General features: G+C 71.7%; 18 protein-coding genes. 10 read left to right on the top strand and 8 right to left on the bottom strand.

Annotation, left to right across the window (positions count from 1 at the left end; all coding sequences use genetic code 11):
* The 4 genes from NH2_RS07655 to NH2_RS07670 all read left to right on the top strand — a co-directional run bounded on the left by NH2_RS07655 (position 1) and on the right by NH2_RS07670 (position 4,422).
* Positions 1 to 1,203 carry a thiolase family protein gene (locus tag NH2_RS07655; RefSeq protein ID WP_067650408.1) on the top strand — a complete coding sequence of 401 codons (1,203 nt, stop codon included), beginning with the start codon at positions 1 to 3 and terminating at the stop codon, positions 1,201 to 1,203.
* On the top strand, positions 1,200 to 2,429 hold the full coding sequence (locus tag NH2_RS07660; protein WP_067650410.1) for an acetyl-CoA hydrolase/transferase family protein: 1,230 nt from the start codon (positions 1,200 to 1,202) through the stop codon (positions 2,427 to 2,429). Before NH2_RS07655 ends, NH2_RS07660 begins: the two co-directional genes overlap by 4 nt.
* Before the next feature lie 23 nt (positions 2,430 to 2,452).
* A complete protein-coding gene (locus NH2_RS07665; protein ID WP_067650412.1) occupies positions 2,453 to 3,211 on the top strand; it encodes an SDR family NAD(P)-dependent oxidoreductase in 759 nt (252 codons plus the stop codon).
* Between the two features lie 167 nt (positions 3,212 to 3,378).
* Positions 3,379 to 4,422, top strand: coding sequence for an LLM class flavin-dependent oxidoreductase (locus NH2_RS07670; RefSeq protein ID WP_067650414.1), 1,044 nt, complete (start codon positions 3,379 to 3,381; stop codon positions 4,420 to 4,422).
* A gap of 9 nt (positions 4,423 to 4,431) precedes the next feature.
* On the opposite strand, the gene NH2_RS07675 is transcribed toward NH2_RS07670, so the two are convergent.
* On the bottom strand, positions 4,432 to 5,148 hold the full coding sequence (locus NH2_RS07675; protein ID WP_245650468.1) for a FadR/GntR family transcriptional regulator: 717 nt from the start codon (positions 5,146 to 5,148) through the stop codon (positions 4,432 to 4,434).
* Positions 5,149 to 5,382: 234 nt separating this feature from the next.
* Between NH2_RS07675 and NH2_RS07680 the strand changes: the two genes are divergently transcribed.
* The 5 genes from NH2_RS07680 to NH2_RS07700 are packed head-to-tail and all read left to right on the top strand — an operon-like array spanning position 5,383 to position 9,937.
* Positions 5,383 to 6,165 (top strand): enoyl-CoA hydratase-related protein, encoded by a 783-nt coding sequence (locus NH2_RS07680; RefSeq protein ID WP_067650415.1) that lies wholly within the window; start codon positions 5,383 to 5,385, stop codon positions 6,163 to 6,165.
* A gap of 17 nt (positions 6,166 to 6,182) precedes the next feature.
* The gene (locus tag NH2_RS07685; RefSeq protein WP_067650417.1) at positions 6,183 to 6,995 is read left to right on the top strand and encodes an enoyl-CoA hydratase/isomerase family protein; all 813 of its coding nucleotides are present in this window, start codon (positions 6,183 to 6,185) and stop codon (positions 6,993 to 6,995) included.
* A 33-nt stretch (positions 6,996 to 7,028) separates the two neighbouring features.
* Positions 7,029 to 7,841 carry an enoyl-CoA hydratase/isomerase family protein gene (locus tag NH2_RS07690; protein WP_067650419.1) on the top strand — a complete coding sequence of 271 codons (813 nt, stop codon included), beginning with the start codon at positions 7,029 to 7,031 and terminating at the stop codon, positions 7,839 to 7,841.
* A 5-nt stretch (positions 7,842 to 7,846) separates the two neighbouring features.
* Positions 7,847 to 8,887 carry a phosphotransferase family protein gene (locus NH2_RS07695; RefSeq protein ID WP_067652443.1) on the top strand — a complete coding sequence of 347 codons (1,041 nt, stop codon included), beginning with the start codon at positions 7,847 to 7,849 and terminating at the stop codon, positions 8,885 to 8,887.
* A gap of 24 nt (positions 8,888 to 8,911) precedes the next feature.
* The gene (locus tag NH2_RS07700) at positions 8,912 to 9,937 is read left to right on the top strand and encodes an Rv3169 family protein (RefSeq protein WP_067650421.1); all 1,026 of its coding nucleotides are present in this window, start codon (positions 8,912 to 8,914) and stop codon (positions 9,935 to 9,937) included.
* A 55-nt stretch (positions 9,938 to 9,992) separates the two neighbouring features.
* On the opposite strand, the gene NH2_RS07705 is transcribed toward NH2_RS07700, so the two are convergent.
* The 7 genes from NH2_RS07705 to NH2_RS07730 all read right to left on the bottom strand — a co-directional run bounded on the left by NH2_RS07705 (position 9,993) and on the right by NH2_RS07730 (position 14,689).
* Positions 9,993 to 10,889, bottom strand: a complete 897-nt coding sequence (locus NH2_RS07705) for an SDR family oxidoreductase (protein WP_067650422.1) — start codon at positions 10,887 to 10,889, stop codon at positions 9,993 to 9,995.
* 8 nt (positions 10,890 to 10,897) lie between these two features.
* The gene (locus NH2_RS28625; protein WP_157103650.1) at positions 10,898 to 11,041 is read right to left on the bottom strand and encodes a hypothetical protein; all 144 of its coding nucleotides are present in this window, start codon (positions 11,039 to 11,041) and stop codon (positions 10,898 to 10,900) included.
* Positions 11,038 to 11,832, bottom strand: coding sequence for an enoyl-CoA hydratase-related protein (locus NH2_RS07710; RefSeq protein ID WP_067650424.1), 795 nt, complete (start codon positions 11,830 to 11,832; stop codon positions 11,038 to 11,040). Before NH2_RS07710 ends, NH2_RS28625 begins: the two co-directional genes overlap by 4 nt.
* 200 nt (positions 11,833 to 12,032) lie before the next feature.
* Positions 12,033 to 12,302, bottom strand: coding sequence for a cytochrome C oxidase subunit IV family protein (locus NH2_RS07715; RefSeq protein ID WP_067650426.1), 270 nt, complete (start codon positions 12,300 to 12,302; stop codon positions 12,033 to 12,035).
* A 21-nt stretch (positions 12,303 to 12,323) separates the two neighbouring features.
* Positions 12,324 to 12,977 (bottom strand): cytochrome c oxidase subunit 3, encoded by a 654-nt coding sequence (locus NH2_RS07720; protein WP_067650428.1) that lies wholly within the window; start codon positions 12,975 to 12,977, stop codon positions 12,324 to 12,326.
* Positions 12,974 to 13,708, bottom strand: coding sequence for a hypothetical protein (locus NH2_RS07725; RefSeq protein ID WP_157103651.1), 735 nt, complete (start codon positions 13,706 to 13,708; stop codon positions 12,974 to 12,976). Before NH2_RS07725 ends, NH2_RS07720 begins: the two co-directional genes overlap by 4 nt.
* Positions 13,709 to 13,720: 12 nt before the next feature.
* On the bottom strand, positions 13,721 to 14,689 hold the full coding sequence (locus tag NH2_RS07730; protein ID WP_067650432.1) for a DUF7064 domain-containing protein: 969 nt from the start codon (positions 14,687 to 14,689) through the stop codon (positions 13,721 to 13,723).
* Positions 14,690 to 14,901: 212 nt separating this feature from the next.
* Between NH2_RS07730 and NH2_RS07735 the strand changes: the two genes are divergently transcribed.
* Positions 14,902 to 16,626, top strand: coding sequence for a PEP-utilizing enzyme (locus NH2_RS07735; protein ID WP_067650434.1), 1,725 nt, complete (start codon positions 14,902 to 14,904; stop codon positions 16,624 to 16,626).
* Positions 16,627 to 16,663 lie beyond the last annotated feature (37 nt).

Raw genomic sequence — 16,663 nt, forward strand, 5'->3', positions numbered from 1 at the left:
ATGAGCCCGAAGGTCTCCGGCCCGTTCGTCTCCGCCGGCCGCGAAGTCGTGATCGCCGAGGCGGTCCGTACCCCGATCGGCAAGTCCCACCCCGAGAAGGGGTGGTTCCGCGACACCCACCCGAATGCCCTGCTGGCCGCGTGCTACGAGGATCTGATCGCGCGCACCGGGCTGGACCCGGCCGCGGTCGAGGACCTGGTCATCGGCTGCACCGCGCCCTTCGGCGAGCAGTCCCGCAATATCGGCCGCAATGCCTGGCTGCAGGCCGGGTACCCGGCCGAGGTGCCCGCCACCACGCTGGACCGGCGCTGTGGTTCGGCGCAGACCGCGGTGAACTTCGCGGCCGCGCTGATCGCCGCCGGCGTGCACGACATCGTGATCGCGGGCGGCGTCGAGCACATGGGGCACGTTCCGATGAACTCGCCCGCGAAGATCAGCGAGCTCTACGGCGAGCCGTGGCCGGCCGAGCTGCGCGCCCGCTACGACTTCGTCACCCAGGGCGAGAGCGCCGAGCTCATCGCCGACCGCTGGGACATCTCCCGCACCGAGATGGACGAGTTCGCGGTGCGCTCGCATCGGCTGGCCGCCGCGGCGGTCGCCGCGGGCCGCTTCGACGCCGAGATGGTGCGCATGGAGCTCGACGGCGAGGTCCGGCTCGGCGATCAGACCGTCCGGCCCGGCACCACCCTGGAGACCCTCGGCAACCTGAAGCCGGTCTTCCGCCCGGAGAACGGGCGGATCACCGCGGGCACCTCGAGCCCGATCTGCGACAGCGCCGCCGCGGTCGTGCTCTGCACCAGGGCGGCCGCCGAGCGGCACGGGCTGCGGGTGCGCGCCCGCATCGCCGACCAGACCACGGTCGGCGTCGACCCGATCATCATGCTCACCGGCCCGATCCCGGCCACGAGGAAACTGCTCGAACGCAACCGCCTCACCGTCGACGACATCGACCTGTTCGAGGTCAACGAGGCGTTCTCCTCGGTGGTGCTGGCCTGGCAGCGCGAGCTGAAGGCCGACGAGGAGCGGGTCAACGTCAACGGCGGCGCCATCGCGCTCGGCCACGCCGTCGGCGCCACCGGCGCCCGGCTGATCGCCACCGCCCTGAACGAGATGGAGCGCCGCGACAGCGCGCTCGGCCTGGTCACCATGTGCTGCGGCGGCGGGCTCGGCACCGGCACCCTGCTGGAACGGGTCGACCGGTGATCGATTTCGGTGCGCTGCTGCGGCCGGGCTCGGGGGTCTGGTGGAGCCAGGCCGCCGCCGAGCCCCGGCCGCTGGTGGACGCGTTGCTCGCCCAGGCGGGCGCGCTCGGTCCGCTGCGGCTGTTCACCGGGTTGAGCTGGAACGACCAACTGGCACAGTCGATCTCGCCCGCCGACATCATGGTCTCCTACGGCGGGCTCGGCGCGCTGCGCGAGCTGGGCGCCACCGACCAGCTCGACGTGGTGCCCTGCCACTACTCGGCGCTGCCCCGGATGTTCGCCGAGCACCGGCTGCCGTGCGATGCCGGGCTGCTGCAGGTCGCGCCGCCGGACCGGGACGGCATGTGCTCGCTCGGCATCGGCGTCGACTACATGGCCGATGCGCTCGAGCACACCGGGGTGCTGGTCGCGGAGATCAACGCGCAGATGCCCACGGTCCCCGGCTCGCCGCGGATTCCGCTGCGCCGCTTCACCGCCACCGTGCGCACCGACCGGCCGCTGCAGGAGGAGGAGCGCAGGCCCGCCTCCGACGCCGACCGGCGGATCGCCGCCCACATCGCCGGGCTGATCGACGACGGCGACACCATCCAGGTCGGGATCGGCTCGCTGGGCGCCGCGGTCTTCGACGCGCTCGCCGGGCACCGCGACCTGGGGGTGCACACCGGCATGATCACCGACGGCGTGCGCACGCTGATCGACAAGGGCGTCGTCACCGGCGCCCGCAAGCAGATCGACACCGGGCTCGCGGTGGCGGGCACCGCGCTGGGCTCCGCGGAGCTCTACGCCCGGGTCGCGGAGCTGCCGCTGCTGTTCCGGCCCACCAGCTACACCCATGCCCCGCAGACACTCTCCCGGCTCTCCTCGCTGGTCGCGGTGAACTTCGCGATCGAGGTCGACCTCACCGGCCAGGTCGGCGCGGAGATGAGCCAGGGCACCTACCTGGGCGCGGTCGGCGGCCAGGTCGACTTCGCCCGCGCCGCGGCGCTCACCGGACGGCGCTCGATCGTCGCGCTGCGCTCGACGGTGCGCGGCCGCTCCTCGATCAAGTTCGCCCTCGACGAGGGCGTGGTCACCACCGCCCGCGCCGACGTGGACTGCGTGGTCACCGAACACGGCGTCGCGCACCTGCGCGGCGAGCCGCTGGCCGAGCGCAGGCGCAGGCTGATCGCGATCGCCGCCCCGGAATTCCGCGACGACCTGGCCCGCGCGATCCACACCGCATCCTGACCCCACCGAAAGGGAACGACACCATGAGCAACCGAATCGCACTCGTCACCGGCGGCGCCCAGGGCATCGGCGAGGGCATCTCGCGCAGGCTGGCGGCGGCCGGCTTCCGGGTCGCCGTCGCCGACCTGAACCTCGAGGCTGCCCAGCAGACCGCCAAGGAGATCGTGGCCGCCGGGGGCGAGGCCGTCGCCGTCCCGATCGACGTCACCGACACCGCCGCGGTGCGCACCGCGGTCGAGCGCACCACCGCCGAGCTCGGCCCGATCGAGGTCGTGGTGAACAACGCGGGCTGGGACGACTTCATGACCTTCCTGGAGACCGACGAGGCGTTCTGGGACAAGATTCTGGATATCAATTTCAAGGGCGCGCTGCGGGTGAACCACGCGGTGGTGCCCGGCATGATCGAGCGCGGCTTCGGCCGGGTGATCAATATCGGCTCCGACGCGGGCCGGGTCGGCTCCTCGCTGGAGGCGGTCTACTCCGGGGCCAAGGGCGGCATCATCGCCTTCACCAAGACGCTCGCCCGCGAGGTCGCCACCAAGGGCGTCACCGTCAACACCGTGTGCCCGGGTCCCACCGACACCCCGGCGCTGCGCAAGTTCGCGAACAACTCCGGCCAGGACGCCGACAAGGTGCTCGGCGGCATGACCCGCGCGGTTCCGATGAAGCGGCTCGCCTCGCCCGCGGATGTCGCCGCCGCGGTCGCCTTCTTCGCCTCCGACGAGGCCGGCTACGTCACCGGGCAGACGCTGTCGGTCAGCGGCGGCCTGACGATGGCGTGAGCGCCCCCGCGGTGGAGTGGACGACGGTACGCCGCTACGACGACGTCGACTACGCCCGCACCGAGGTCGGTATCGCCCGGATCATGTGCAGATCGTCTGCGACCTGACCATCGCCGCCGACAGCGACCGTTTCCCGCGCCTGGCCTGAGCACGACAGGGAGAGTTCGATGACGACATTCGGGATCAACGCCTTCGGCACCGGCCGCGGCCGGGCGCGGTTCGAGTCCATGGCCGCTCTGGCCCGCGAGGCCGAGGCGATCGGCTGCGCGGCGGTGTGGACCAGCGAGCTCTACAACCGCTCGGCCACCGTTCCGCTGGCCGCGCTCGCGGCGGGCACCAGCACCGTCGCGATCGGCAGCAATATCGCCTACGGGGTGGGGCGCAGCCCGCTTATCTGGGCGGCCGAGGCCCGCGATCTGGACGAATTGTCCGGCGGCAGGCTGATTCTCGGGCTCGGTAACGGCACCCCGACCATGATGGAGGCCTGGCACGGGGTCAGCGGCGAGGCTCCGGCTGCTCGCATGGCCGAGCTGGTGACGGTGCTGAACGCGCTGTGGCGGCTGCACGAGGGGCCGGTGCGGCACGAGGGGCGCTTCTATCGGGTGCACCTCACCCCGACCTCCGAGGTGCCCGAACCGGTGCGGCCGCGGATCCCGATCTGGATCGCCGGGGTGAACCCGCTGATGCTGCGCACCGCAGGCGAGCACGCCGACGGGCTGGTCGGGCACCCCCTGTTCACCGCCGAGTACGTGCGCGGCCCTGTGGTCGCGGCGCTCGCGGAGGGCGCGGCGCGCGCCGGCCGCGATCCGGGTGCGGTGACCGTGATGGGCATCCGCATGTGCGCGATCGACGACGACATCGAGATCGCCCGCGCGCAGGCGGCTTTCGCGATCGGGCAGTACGCGGCCTCGCGGGTCTACGACCGGCTGTTCGCCCTGCACGGCTGGAGCGGTGCGCAGCAGCGCATCCGGCAGGCGGCCCGCGCGCGCGACCGCGCGGCGCTGATCCGCGCGGTGAGCGACGAGATGATCGATGCCATCACCATCGCGTGCACGCCCGGCGAGTTCGCCGCGGCGCTGGACCGGCTGCCCGCCTGCTTCGATCACCTCGACCTGATCGCCCCGCCGTGGGGGCTCTCCGCGGAACAGACCGCGGCGACGAACGCCGCGATCCTGGCCGGGCTGCGCACCCACCTGGCCGCGGCGGTGTGAGGCCGCGGCTCAGGAGTCGCCGAGCTCGATCTCGGTGCGCTGCTCGATCTGGACCACGGCCTCGGCGTAGCCGTGCACGTGCTTGCCCATGCGCCGGGTGGCGGCGGCGGCATCCCCGGCCCGGATGGCGTCGGTGATCGTCTTGTGCGCCCGGTAGGTGGTCCTGCGGACCTCGTCGTCGACGAAGGCCTGGTTCTCGGTCGAGCTGTAGATCGCCTTGGACAGCGCGGACATGAAGCCGGTGAGCAGCTCGTTGTGGCTGGCGGTGGCCACTGCCAGGTGCCAGTCCACATTGGCCTGCAGAAAAGACTCGAGCGGCAGCTCCGGATCGCCGACGGCGACATTGGCGGCGTCGAGGGCGGCCAGATCCTGCTCGGTGCGGTACTTCGCGGCCAGCCCGGCGCACGCGGGCTCGATCGCCTCGCGGGTCTCCAGCAGCGCCGTCAGCCGCAGCTGCTGGCCGCGGATGAGCAGGCTCACCGAGGTCGCCACCGCCTCGCCGCCCGGCTGCTGGACGAAGGCGCCGCCGGAGCGGCCGGTCTTGATGACGACGAAGCCCTGCACCTCGAGGATGCGCAGCGCCTCGCGCACGGTGGTGCGGCTCATCTGGGTCTGGGCGACCAGCTCGCGCTCCGGCGGCAGCGCGGTGCCGGGGGGGAAATCGCCGCGCAGGATGCGCTCGCGCAGATCGTTGGCGAGCACATCGGAGGCCTTCGGGACCTGCATCGGCTGCAACCGGACCGGTCGGCGCGCAACCGTGCCCGTGGCGGGCGATTCGGTCATTGCCACCTGCTTTCTGTGCATTTGGTCGTACCTAAATCTACCAGGGAGGGTACCGAACGGCGACTTCGACGAGTACATTTGTATTTGGTACGACCAAAATAATGGTTGACTTGAAGTTGGTTCGAGTCTAGTTTCCGAAGGAGAGCTGTGCCGGTGCCGAGGCGAAACGAGGGTGCGATGACGGACCGTGCTGCCGACGTGGTCACGTGGGAATCCGTGCTGCCGGGAATCACCGTGGTCCGGATGGCGCGCCCACCGGCCAACGCTCTCGGCGTACCGCTGCTCGAGGGGCTGCACGCGGCCATGGACGCCGCCGAGAAGACCGGTGATGTCAAGGTCATGGTGATCGCCTCGGCGCTGCGGAAGTTCTTCGCCGCAGGCGCCGACATCAAGCACCTGTCGGCGATCGATGCCCCGTCTTTCACCGCCTACGGCGATCTCATGCGCGCGGTCAACGACCGGCTGGCGGCCGCACCGTGGATCTCGATCGCCGCGGTCGACGGGATCGCGCTCGGCGGCGGGCTCGAGCTCGCCTTGGCCTGCACCCTGCGGGTCACCGGGCCGGACGGCCGGTTCGGGCTGCCCGAGGTCAAGCTCGGCCTCATCCCCGGCGCGGGCGGCACGCAGCGGCTGCCCCGGCTGGTCGGGCGGGGCCGGGCGCTCGACATCATGCTCACCGCGCGCCAGGCCGACGCCGAGGAGGCGTACCGGATCGGGCTGGCGGACCGGCGCACCGACGGCGACGCGCTCGACGCCGCCCTGCGGTTCGCCGCCGAGCTGCTCGGCCCCTCGCTGCCCGCGCAGCTCGCCGTGGTGCGCACCGTGGACGCCGCGCACGATCTGCCGCTGGCCGACGGCGCCCGCGTCGAGGTCGAGCAGATCCAGTCGCTGTTCGAGGCGGGGGAGGCGGCCGAGGGCATCGCCGCCTTCGTCGGCAAGCGCGCCCCGAATTTCCGCTGACCCCGAGGAGTCCCGCGATGAAGACCCTGGACGAACGATTCGAGACCCTGCGCGCCGAGGAGGTGGCGCCGGGCATCGTGGTCGCCACCCTGAACCGGCCCGACCGCTACAACGCCATGACCAACACCATGTTCGTCGAGCTGGAGCGGCTGGCCTGGGGGCTGGAGACCGAGGAGAGCGCCCGCGTGCTCGTGCTCACCGGCGCGGGCCGGGCATTCTGCTCCGGCTACGACCTGGCCGACGCCGACGACCTGCCCGGACTCGGCGCGCTCGGCATGCTCGACCAGCAGGAGCGCGCCGCCCGCGCGCTCACCGCGATCCGCTCGCTGCGGGTGCCGGTGATCGCCGCGGTGAACGGCCCGGCCGCGGGCGGCGGGCTGGCGCTGGCGCTGGCCGCCGACATCCGGCTGGCGAGCCCGGCCGCCAAGTTCAACGCCGCGTTCGTCCGGATCGGGCTCTCGGCGGGCGATCTGGGCACCTCCTGGCTGCTCACCCGGCTCATCGGCCCAGCCAAGACCAGCGAGATCTGCTTCACCGGCCGGATCGTCGACGCCACCGAGGCCGCCGAGCTCGGCATCGTCAACTCCGTCTGCGCGGACGGCGAGGTGGTCGCCGCGGCGATCGCGCTGGCCGAGCAGATCGTCACCAACTCCCCGGGCGGGGTGCAGCTGTCCAAGCGCGCGCTGCAGGCCAACCTCGAGGTCGGCTCCTACGCCGCCGCGCTGGAGCTGGAGAACCGGGGTCAGGCGCTGCTCACCCGCAGCCCGGACATGGCCGAGGCGCTGAGCGCCTTCAAGGAGAAGCGCGCGCCGCACTTCCAGGGCACCTAGACCGATCCCGCACACCAGCAGACAGGCCGCGACATGACCATCGACTTTCCCGCGCTCGAGACGCTGACCTTCGAGGAGCCGGAGCCCGGCATCGGCATCCTGCGGATGAACCGCCCGGACCGGATGAACTCCCAGACGGTGCGGATGTTCCACGACTACCTGGCCGCGGGCCGGGCGCTGCGCGACAGCGGGCTGCGCGCGCTGATCGTCACCGGAACCGGCGAGCGCGCGTTCTGCCCCGGCTTCGACCTCGACGAGATCGGCGTGCTCACCGAGATGGGGGTGCGGGAGTTCCTGCGCTTCCAGGAGACCGCCACCGGCGGCATCCAATCCCTGCGCCACCTGCCGTTCCCGGTGCTCGCAGCGATCCACGGCCCGGCCACCGGCGGCGGGCTGGCGCTCGCGCTGGCCTGCGACATCCGGCTGGCGGCGCCCACCCTGAAGATGAGCGCCGCCTTCGTCAAGGTCGGGCTCTCCATCGGCGAGCTGGGCACCTCGTTCACCCTCACCCGGCTGGTCGGGCCGGCCCGCGCGGCCGAGATCGCCTACACCGCACGGATCGTCGAGGCCGATGAGGCGCTGCGCATCGGCCTGGTGAACCAGGTCGTCCCCACCGCGGAGCTGCTCGGCGCGGCGCTGGCGATGGCGCGGCAGATCGCGCAGAACTCGCCGGGCGGGGTGCGGATGTCCAAGCGGGCAATCCAGCGCAATGCCGAGATCGGCTCCTACGAGGCCGCGCTCGAGCTGGAGAACCGCGGCCAGGCGCTGCTCACCCGCACCGACGACATGCCGGAGGCGCTGGCGGCCTTCAAGGCCAAGCGCACCCCCGAGTTCACCGGCCGGTGACCGCGATGGCCTGGGACTGGACCCCCGAGACCACGGAAGCGCTGCGGCGGTTCCTCACCGGGCACGGCATCGTGTCCGGACCGATCACCACCCGCCCGGTGGGCGACGGGCACTCGAACCTGACCTTCCTGGTCAGCGACGGCGCCCGCCGGGTGATCGTGCGCCGCCCGCCGCCGCCCCCGATCCCGCCGGGCGCCAACGACATGCTCCGGGAGGCCAGGCTGCTGACCGCGCTGCACCCGACCGCGGTCCCGGTGCCGCGGGTGCTCGCCGTCGCCGAGCGGGACGAGGTCCTCGACGTCCCGTTCTACGTGATGAGCTATGCCCCCGGACCGGTCGTCACCGCGCGCACCCCCGCCCCGCTGGACACCCCGCGGCAGCGCCGCGAGATCGGCGAAAGCCTGGTCGACACCCTCGCCGAGCTGCACGAGGTCGATTGGCGCGCAGCCGGTCTGGAGCGCATCGGCAGGCCGGAGGGATTCAACCGGCGGCACCTGCGGCGGATGCGCCGGTTGATCGCCGACGACAGCGGCGCGGCACCGGCGGAGTTCGCCGAAATCGACGCCTGGCTCGACCAGCACACTCCCCCGGAATCCGGAGCCGCGCTGATCCACTGCGATTTCCGCATCGGCAACCTGGTGCTCGCCCCGGAGGCGCCGGGCCGGGTGGCCGCGGTGCTGGACTGGGAACTGGCCACCCTGGGCGACCCGCTGCTCGACATCGGCTACCTGCTCGCGACCGTCCCGGAGCCGGGCCGCGCGCCCAACCCCACCGCCGAGCTCGGCGCAGCCATGCTCGAGGACGGCTACCCGAGCAGAACCGAACTCGCCGAACGCTATGCGGCGCGCACCGGTCGCGATGTCGGCGCGCTGTCCTGGTACACCACGCTGGCGCTGTGGAAGCTGGCGGTGCTCTACGAATACAGCCGCCGCCGCGTGCTCGACGGCATCGGCGACCCCTACTACGCCGACCCGGCGCTGGTCGGGCGGTTTCTCGACGACGCCCGCCGCAGCGCCGGGCTCACCCCGGCCACGGCCCGCCCCTGAGCCCCGACCCGACAGAGGAGCACGATGACCAGCACCGAGCACGCCGAGTTCCACGACCCGCTGGTGCAGCCCGGCGTGCCCGAGCTGCCCGACGGGTTCTTCGACCGGCTCATGTTCAACCTGCACCCCGCCGACGCCGCCTCCCCCTCGGTGATCGTGGGGTACGGGATCTACCCGGCCCGCGACACCGCCGACGGCTTCGTGCTGCTGACCACCGGAGCCGAACAGCGCAACCTGCGGTTCTCCACCCTGCTCGGCGCCACCGAGCGGGACGGCGCCGGGCCGCTGCGCGTGCGGGTGGTCGAGCCGAACGCGCAGTGGCGGCTGACCCTGGCGCCCAACGAGATCGGCGCCGAGTTCGACCTCACCTGGCGGGCCCGCACCCCCGCCTGGTGGGGCACGATCGAGGTCGGCAACAGCTCCGCCGCGCGCACCTGCTTCGACCACCTCTTCCAGTCCGGCCGCTACGCGGGCACGCTCACCGTGGACGGCGAGACCGTCCCGGTGGACGGCTGGTACGGCCAGCGCGATCGCTCGCGCGGGCTGCGCACCATGTCCGGCGGGCAGGGGCTGCACATCTGGTACCAGGCCCAGTTCCCGGAGTTCGCCATCGGCTTCCTGCTGGTCGAGACCCGCACGGGGGAGCGGCTGCTGCTCGAGGGCGCGGTCATGGGCGAGGACGGCTCGCTGGACCCGATCATCGACGTGCGGCACGCCCTGGAGTTCACCGACGGTCTCGACCTGATCGGCGGGGTGGTGCGGGTGCACACCGCGTCCGGGCGGAGCTACCGCGCGCACGCCGACGCCGGCGCGGGCGGCGGCTACATGGCAGGCGCGGGATACGGCGGCCACCACGGGGTTTCGCACGGCGCGGAGCACATCGAGTCCGACCGCTACCCGCTCGACGGCTCGGTCTCCCCGCGCACCCTCGACTCCGCCCTGACCGACCGGCTGTGCCGCTTCGACCTGGACGGGGTCGCCGGCTCCGGCATCTTCGAATTCGCGCTCACCCGCAGCAGCTCCTACCGGTACCGGCCCACGCTGGACTGAGCGCACGCGGAGAGGGGCGGCATCCGATCCGGATGCCGCCCCCTTCGGGTCGTTCTCAGACGTTGCGCTGCGCCTTGCTCGACGCCGAGGCCGCCATGCTGGTCTCCTTGATCTGCTGCCAGTCGGCATCGGTGAGCCCGGTGAGCCCGGCGAAGGTCCCGGGGCCCGCCAGCATCTGGCCGCCGTCCATGGCGATGGTCTGCCCGGTCAGGTAGTCGCAGGCGTCGGAGAGCAGGAACATGGTCAGGTTGGCCAGCTCCTCGACGGTGCCGGTACGCCCGGCCGGGATCTGGTCGGCCTGGGTGGCGCCGACCGCGCTCTTGTCGGTGGGGTTCAGCATCTCCCAGGCGTAGTCGGTGGGGATCGGGCCGGGCGCCACCGCGTTGAGCCGGATGCCGTACTTGGCCCACTCCACCGCCAGCGACATGGTCATCGAGTGCACCGCGGCCTTGGCCATGGCCGAGGGCACCACGTACGCCGAGCCGGTCCACACCCAGGTGGTGAGGGTGGAGAGCACGCTGCCGCGCAGCCCCTCGGCGATCCAGCGGGTACCCGCGGCGTGCGTGGTGTGGAACGAGCCGTTCATCACCGTGCTGGTGATCGCGGCGTAGGCGCGCGGGCTCAGATCCTGGGTGCGGGCGATGAAATTCGCCGCGGCGTTGTTCAGCACGCCGGTGAGCGGGCCGTGCTCGGCCCAGATGCGGCCCATCGTCCGGTCGACATTGTCGTAGTCGCGCACGTCGACGGTGTGGAAGTGCACCGCGCCCGGCCGGGCCGCCGATGCCTCCGCGGCGGCCTCGGCCAGCACCGCCTCGCGGCGGCCCCACAGGTGCACCTCGGCGCCGTGGTCGACCAGGTGCCTGGCCACGCCGCGGCCGAGCCCGGTGCCGCCACCGGTGATCAGAATCCGCTTGCCTGCGAGCAGCTGCGGGGAGAAGGTCGAGTCGGTCATCGTATACCTCACAGGCCGATGTGCTTGGCGATGATCTCGCGCTGGATTTCGTTGGTACCGCCGTCGCGCTTGGCCACGGTCGCCGGTGCGCGGCGGCGGTGGTCACCCGCCGCCGCGAACTCCTGCTGCTCGGCGGAGAACCGCACCGTCACTTGCCCCGGTAGGGGGAGAAGTCCGGCTTGCGCTTCTCGTTGAAGGCGGTGATGCCCTCGCGGGCCTCGGGGGTCTCGCCGAAGATCTCCAGCGTCGAGTAGGCCATGGTGCCGATGCTGACGAAGTGCTCGGTGTCGGTGTTCATCGACTGCTTGAGCACCTTGAGCGCGGTGGGGGAGAAGTCCAGCATCTGGTCGGCCCAGGCGCGGACCTCCGCCTTCAACTCGGCGGCCGGGACGACCTTGTTCACCAGACCCCAGTCGAGGGCCTCCTCGGCCGAGAGCCTGCGCAGCATGAACCAGATCTCGCGGGCGCGCTTCTCGCCGACCACGCGCGCCAGGTAGCCCGAGCCGAGCCCGGCGTCGAAGGAGCCGACGCGCGGCCCGTTCTGCCCGAACTGCGCGGTGTCGGCCGCGATGGTGAGATCGCAGAGCACGTGCAGCACGTGACCGCCGCCGATGGCGAGGCCGTTCACGGCCGCGATCACCGGCTTGGGGGTGTCGCGGATGACCCGGTGCAGCGCCTCGACCTCGAACAGCCCGGAGGCCGAGGGCCCGTAGTCGCCGGTCTCCATGCGCTGCTTCTGGTCGCCGCCCGCGCAGAAGGCCTTGTCGCCCGCGCCGGTCAGCGCGACCACGCCGACCTCGCTGCTGGCCCACGCGCGCTTGAAGGCGAACACGAGTTCGTCGACGGTCTGGGCGCGGAAGGCGTTGTAGCGCTCGGGCCGGTTGATGGTGATCCAGGCCAGCCCGTTGTCGACCTCGTAGGTGATGTCGGTGAATTCGGCCATCAGACTTCGGTGTCCTCTCCTGTGCTGAACCGCACGTCCGTCGTTGTGGTCATTCGGACTGACCATTTGCATAACAGTAGCGTTTCTGGACTTCCCGCACAACGGGCGCGGTGCCGCCGCTCGGGTCGACGGCCCGGTGGCGAGGCGCGACCGGGTTCCGCGCTTCGCGGACGCCGCCGTGGTCAGCGCGTGTTCCGCGCTCAGGCCCAGGCGAGCGCGACGAGTACGGCGGCGAACACCGCGCACCACCCGAAGAACAGGTAGCGCAGCCGCGGCGGCGCGGTCCGCAGCTCCATGAACCAGTAGCCGATGGCGCCGACCTTCCCGAAGGCGGCGAGCAGCACCACCGCGATCCAGAGTTCGCGGCCGAGCAGCGCGGTGGCCGAGTGCGAGTCGATCACCACCACACCGAAGACCGTCAGCGCGGTCAGGACGAGGAGCACCAGCGCGCTGGTGCGAAACGCGGACACGACGGGGGACTCCTGTGATCGTCACACGGCCGGAACCAGGTAGAGCAGCGGAAAGAGCACCATCCAGAGCGCGTCGACCATGTGCCAGTACACGCCGGCGCCCTCCGGGAAGCGGGATGCGGCGAACCCCGGCCGCCCGCAGCCGCGCAGGCACGCCAGGATCAGCGCGAGCCCGATCAGCACGTGCGTCAGATGGATTCCGGTGAGCACGAAGTAGTAGGTGAAGTACAGGTCGGTGACCGGCGCGAAGCCGAGCCCGGCCAGGTGCCGGTACTCCGCCAGCTTGACGACGGCGAAGGCGAGACCGAGCACGGCGGTGAGCCCGAAGAAGCGGCGCGCGGTGCCGGTGCGCCCCGCCCGCCCCGCGGCCAGCGCGCCTGCCACGCAGAACGAGCTCGCCAGCAGGATCGTCGTGTTCAGCAGCCCGGACCACCGGTCGAGCGCGGCCGCGCCCGCCGCGAAGAGCGCGGGCTGCCGGTCCAGCGCGGCGACGTAGGCGACGAAGAACACCCCGAACAGAGTCATGTCGCCGAGCACGAAGACCCAGAGCCCCGGCTCTCCGGGGATCCGGCCGGCCGCGGCCCGCGGCGGCGCGGACGGTCGCGGAACCCGCGCCGGGGTGGGCTCGCCGCGCAGGAACAGCGGGCGTTCCGCCCTCTCCGGCGCGTGGTTCACCCCGCGCCCCCGGCGGCCGCGTGCTCCTCGAGCAGGGCATTGCGCAGGGCGAAGCCCATGATGAACGCCCACGCGGCGTACGAGCTCAACGCGAGCCAGAACGAGAACAGCCCCTGCCAGGCGAAGGGGCCGCTCTTGAAGAAGTAGGACAGCACGCCGGGCAGGAAGAGGAACGCCACCCACAGATTGGCGTACGCCACCCACCGGGGCAGGACCGGCCGCTCGGCGCGGTCCCGCAGCACGACCAGGGCGATGGCCACGTTCTGGACGACGAAGGGCGCCACCGGGGGCACGAACAGCAGCCACGCCAGGTCGTTCAGCAGCACGGTCAGCTCGGGTGAGCGCTCCGGCCGGAAGGCCGCGACGTTCATGATCACCAGCGGGACCACGAGCAGGACCCAGGTGACCGTGCCCGCGATGAGCTGGGTGAAGCACAGGACCGGCGAACGCCCCTCGGCGTCGAGCAGCCGGACGGTGATCGCCCCGGCGAGCACCCCCATCCCGGAGATGCCGAAGATGGAGATGGTCACGCCTGCCTGGAACGCGGCCGGGTCGGAGGCGTAGAAGCGCACCAGCTCGGCGGTGGACAGATCCGCTGCGGGCGGCTTGGGCAGAATGCCGGCGATCAGCCATCCGGCCAGCGCGACGACGATCGCGACCGGCCCGGCCAGCGCGCACCACAGCTGCGGGCGCAGCGCGCGCATCCGGTCCGCCACGGGGGGTGTGGTCACTGCGTGCTCCGCTCAGTTGTACAGCTTGGTGAAGTGGTGCAGGTCGAGGAAGTCGGTGCTGGTCCCGAAGGCGGTCCGGTCGCCCATCCGCCACTTCGGCAGCACCATGAAGGCCATCGAGCCGGGCCAGTACTGACACGGGAACTGGGTCTGCGCCTCCCCGGTGAGTTCCCACACCCGGCCCTGCGCATCCGTCAGATGCAGATCGATCGTCTTCGCGTACATCCCGCGGCGGCGGATGGTCGCCGTTCCCTCCGCGAGGCCGATTCCCTTGCCGTGGTCCATGACGTAGCCGTGCGTGATGTCGGCGACGACCTCCCGATCCGGGCCGATCGCCGGGTCGAACGCGAACATCGAGTGGATCGCCAGATCATGGCCGAAATGCGCCTGCAGCCAGGTCATCGTGCCGAGCTGGCGTTCCTCCCGCACCCCCCAGCTGTGGTCCATCGTCGACATCGAGTCGACCCGGTGCCGCACCCCGTTCAGCACGACCTCGCCGGTGACCTTGCCGGTCATGTCGAAGTGGCCGGCGTAGGCGGCGCTGGCGGAGAGATCGCCCTTGGTGTTCTGCGCGCGCGGATCCATCGCCGGATCGTGGATGTCGAAGCCCTCCATCAGCGCCTCGTAGCGGACATCGATCCGCAGCGACTCCCCGTTGTCGAAGCGGAGGTCCCACACCCGATTGGGGTCGACGCAGGTGATCGCGAGGCCGTTGGCGAGCCGGTAGTCGAGCAGGCTGCCCGACTCGGGCATCGGGAGATACGCGCGGCTGTCCCAGAAATCGATCTCCCACGCCGAGGTCACCCGGCGGGAGTTGACGAAGATCGCGGAATTGACCACGCCGATGTTCGGGCGGAACAGCGCGTACAGCCCCACGTGCAGCGGCACCTCGGGAATCTCGAACCCGAAGTAGTTGGTCTCCGTCCACATTCGAGCGTCGGTGGTCGGCGGGTGGAATTCGGCGTCCTCGGGCTTGATCATGCGCCATTGTCGGCAAAGTGCCGGGCCGCGGGACAACGGAAACGCGGTGCTATCCCTCGTTGGAGGGAGCGCGCCGCCCGCCCGGCCTCCCTCGAAGGGGATAAGAGCGAACTGTGGGCTTCACCACACCGGGCGCGGCGGCCTAGACCTGTGGAGGTGGCGCCCGAGTCGGGCCGGCCACTTCACCAGCTCTGATCCCGAGGAGAACTGCCATGAGCGTGGCGTGGCCCTGCGACGACGCACCCAGCGATCGCTTCCCGATCTTCACGCGGGCGAACACCGGCGAGGTGTTCACCGACGCGGCGACGCCGCTGACCTGGAGCGCCTTCGGCCGCGGCGTCTACGACGCGGCCTACCGCGACGCGCTCTACCAGATCGGCGTCTTCACCCCCGCCGACTTCCGGCCGGAGGGGGAGTGCGAGGTCGTCGGGTGCTTCGGCGGCTACGTCTACATCAATGTCTCGATCTCCCGGGTGCTCGCCGTGCGGACGCCGGGGATGACCGCCGAGGCGATCGACCGCTCGCTCTTCGGCGAGCACCCCGACGTGCGCCCGTACGCCCCGCACCCCGACGACGAGAACGCCGAATGCACCGAGCGGATGGTGGCGTGGATGGGGTCGCTGTTCAGCGCCACCGACGTGCCCGAAGTCGAGGCACACCGGCGCCGGATCGACGAGGTCGTGGCCGCGCGGCCGCGGCTGAGCGAACTCACCGACGCCGAGCTGGCCGCCCGCTACCGCTCGATGGTTCCGGAGATGCGCCCGGTCTTCGCCACCCACATCGTGCACCTCTACGCGACCAACATCCTCACCGGGCTGATCGCCCAGGTGGGCGCGGCGGTCGGCGACGGTGACCTGGTCGCGAAGGTGACCGCGGGGCTCGGTGAGGTCGACTCCGCGCAGCAGTCCTTCGATCTGTGGCGGCTGTCGCGGCTTGTCCGCAACTCGGCGGCGCTGACCGGCGCCTTCGCGGAGGGCATCGGGGGAGTCCTGGAGCGGATCGGCGCACTGGACTCCGCCGAGGTGAGCGAATTCCTGGCGGGCTGGGACGCCTTCCTCGACGCGTGGGGATTCCTCGGCCCGAGTGTGTGGGAGGGCCGCTCGCCCACCTACCGCTCCGCGCCGGAGATTCCGCTGCGCATGCTCGATCACGCGCGCCGGGTGCCGGACGAGCAGTCGCCGCAGCAGCGCACCGCCCACCTGGCGGCGCAGCGAGCCGAGGCGGTGGCGACCATCGCGGGCAAGCTCGACGAGGAGACCCGCGCACAGTTCCTGGCGGCGGCCAACGGGGCGACCCTCTTCCTGCCCGCGCGCGAGGCGACCAAGGTGCAGTGCACCCGGCTGTGCGAGGAGGCGCGGATGACGATGCGCGAGCTGGGCGGCCGCCTGGTCGCGCGCGGGGTGCTGGAGCGCTGGGCGGACGTCCTGCTGCTCATGGACGACGAGCTCGACGCCTTCCTGGCCGAACCGGAGGCGTACGCCGCCGTCGTCGCGGAGCGGAAGCAGACGCTGGAGCTGCTGGAGCGCAAGTGGCCGCCGTTCATCCTCGAGGGCGCCCCGCCCGCCATCGAGTCGTTCGCCGACCGCGACACCTCGATCGTCGATCCGGTGGCCGCCGGCGACGTGCTGGCCGGGCTCGGCGTGGCGCCTGGGGTGCACACCGGCCCGGCGCGGGTGGTCCGCTCGCTGATCGACGACGTCGACCTGGAGCCCGGTGACGTCCTGGTCGCGATGACCACGGACTCCTCGTGGGGGCCGCTGTTCCTGTCGGCGGGCGCCGTGGTGTGCCAGACCGGTGCGGCGATCTCGCACGCCGCCATCGTCGCCAGGGAACTCGGCATTCCGGCGGCGGTGTCGGTGCAGGACTGCACGACCCGGATCGTCGACGGCACGATCCTCACCGTCGACGGCAGCAGCGGCAAGGTGACCGTCGGCTGATCGGCGGGTGCACGGCTCCGCCCCGGTCCGGAATTGC

Origin of the sequence: Nocardia harenae NBRC 108248 (genome assembly GCF_001612885.1) — a bacterium.
In the GTDB taxonomy this organism is placed as follows: domain Bacteria; phylum Actinomycetota; class Actinomycetes; order Mycobacteriales; family Mycobacteriaceae; genus Nocardia; species Nocardia harenae.

What these genes read in the sequence shown, in the direction of transcription:
- NH2_RS07655 (WP_067650408.1), top strand. Translation starts at nt 1, where the DNA reads ATGAGCCCGAAGGTCTCCGGCCCGTTCGTCTCCGCCGGCCGCGAAGTC.
- NH2_RS07665 (WP_067650412.1), top strand. Translation starts at nt 2,453, where the DNA reads ATGAGCAACCGAATCGCACTCGTCACCGGCGGCGCCCAGGGCATCGGC.
- NH2_RS07670 (WP_067650414.1), top strand. Translation starts at nt 3,379, where the DNA reads ATGACGACATTCGGGATCAACGCCTTCGGCACCGGCCGCGGCCGGGCG.
- NH2_RS07675 (WP_245650468.1), bottom strand. Translation starts at nt 5,148, where the DNA reads ATGCAGGTCCCGAAGGCCTCCGATGTGCTCGCCAACGATCTGCGCGAG.
- NH2_RS07680 (WP_067650415.1), top strand. Translation starts at nt 5,383, where the DNA reads ATGACGGACCGTGCTGCCGACGTGGTCACGTGGGAATCCGTGCTGCCG.
- NH2_RS07685 (WP_067650417.1), top strand. Translation starts at nt 6,183, where the DNA reads ATGAAGACCCTGGACGAACGATTCGAGACCCTGCGCGCCGAGGAGGTG.
- NH2_RS07690 (WP_067650419.1), top strand. Translation starts at nt 7,029, where the DNA reads ATGACCATCGACTTTCCCGCGCTCGAGACGCTGACCTTCGAGGAGCCG.
- NH2_RS07695 (WP_067652443.1), top strand. Translation starts at nt 7,847, where the DNA reads ATGGCCTGGGACTGGACCCCCGAGACCACGGAAGCGCTGCGGCGGTTC.
- NH2_RS07700 (WP_067650421.1), top strand. Translation starts at nt 8,912, where the DNA reads ATGACCAGCACCGAGCACGCCGAGTTCCACGACCCGCTGGTGCAGCCC.
- NH2_RS07705 (WP_067650422.1), bottom strand. Translation starts at nt 10,889, where the DNA reads ATGACCGACTCGACCTTCTCCCCGCAGCTGCTCGCAGGCAAGCGGATT.
- NH2_RS07710 (WP_067650424.1), bottom strand. Translation starts at nt 11,832, where the DNA reads ATGGCCGAATTCACCGACATCACCTACGAGGTCGACAACGGGCTGGCC.
- NH2_RS07730 (WP_067650432.1), bottom strand. Translation starts at nt 14,689, where the DNA reads ATGATCAAGCCCGAGGACGCCGAATTCCACCCGCCGACCACCGACGCT.
- NH2_RS07735 (WP_067650434.1), top strand. Translation starts at nt 14,902, where the DNA reads ATGAGCGTGGCGTGGCCCTGCGACGACGCACCCAGCGATCGCTTCCCG.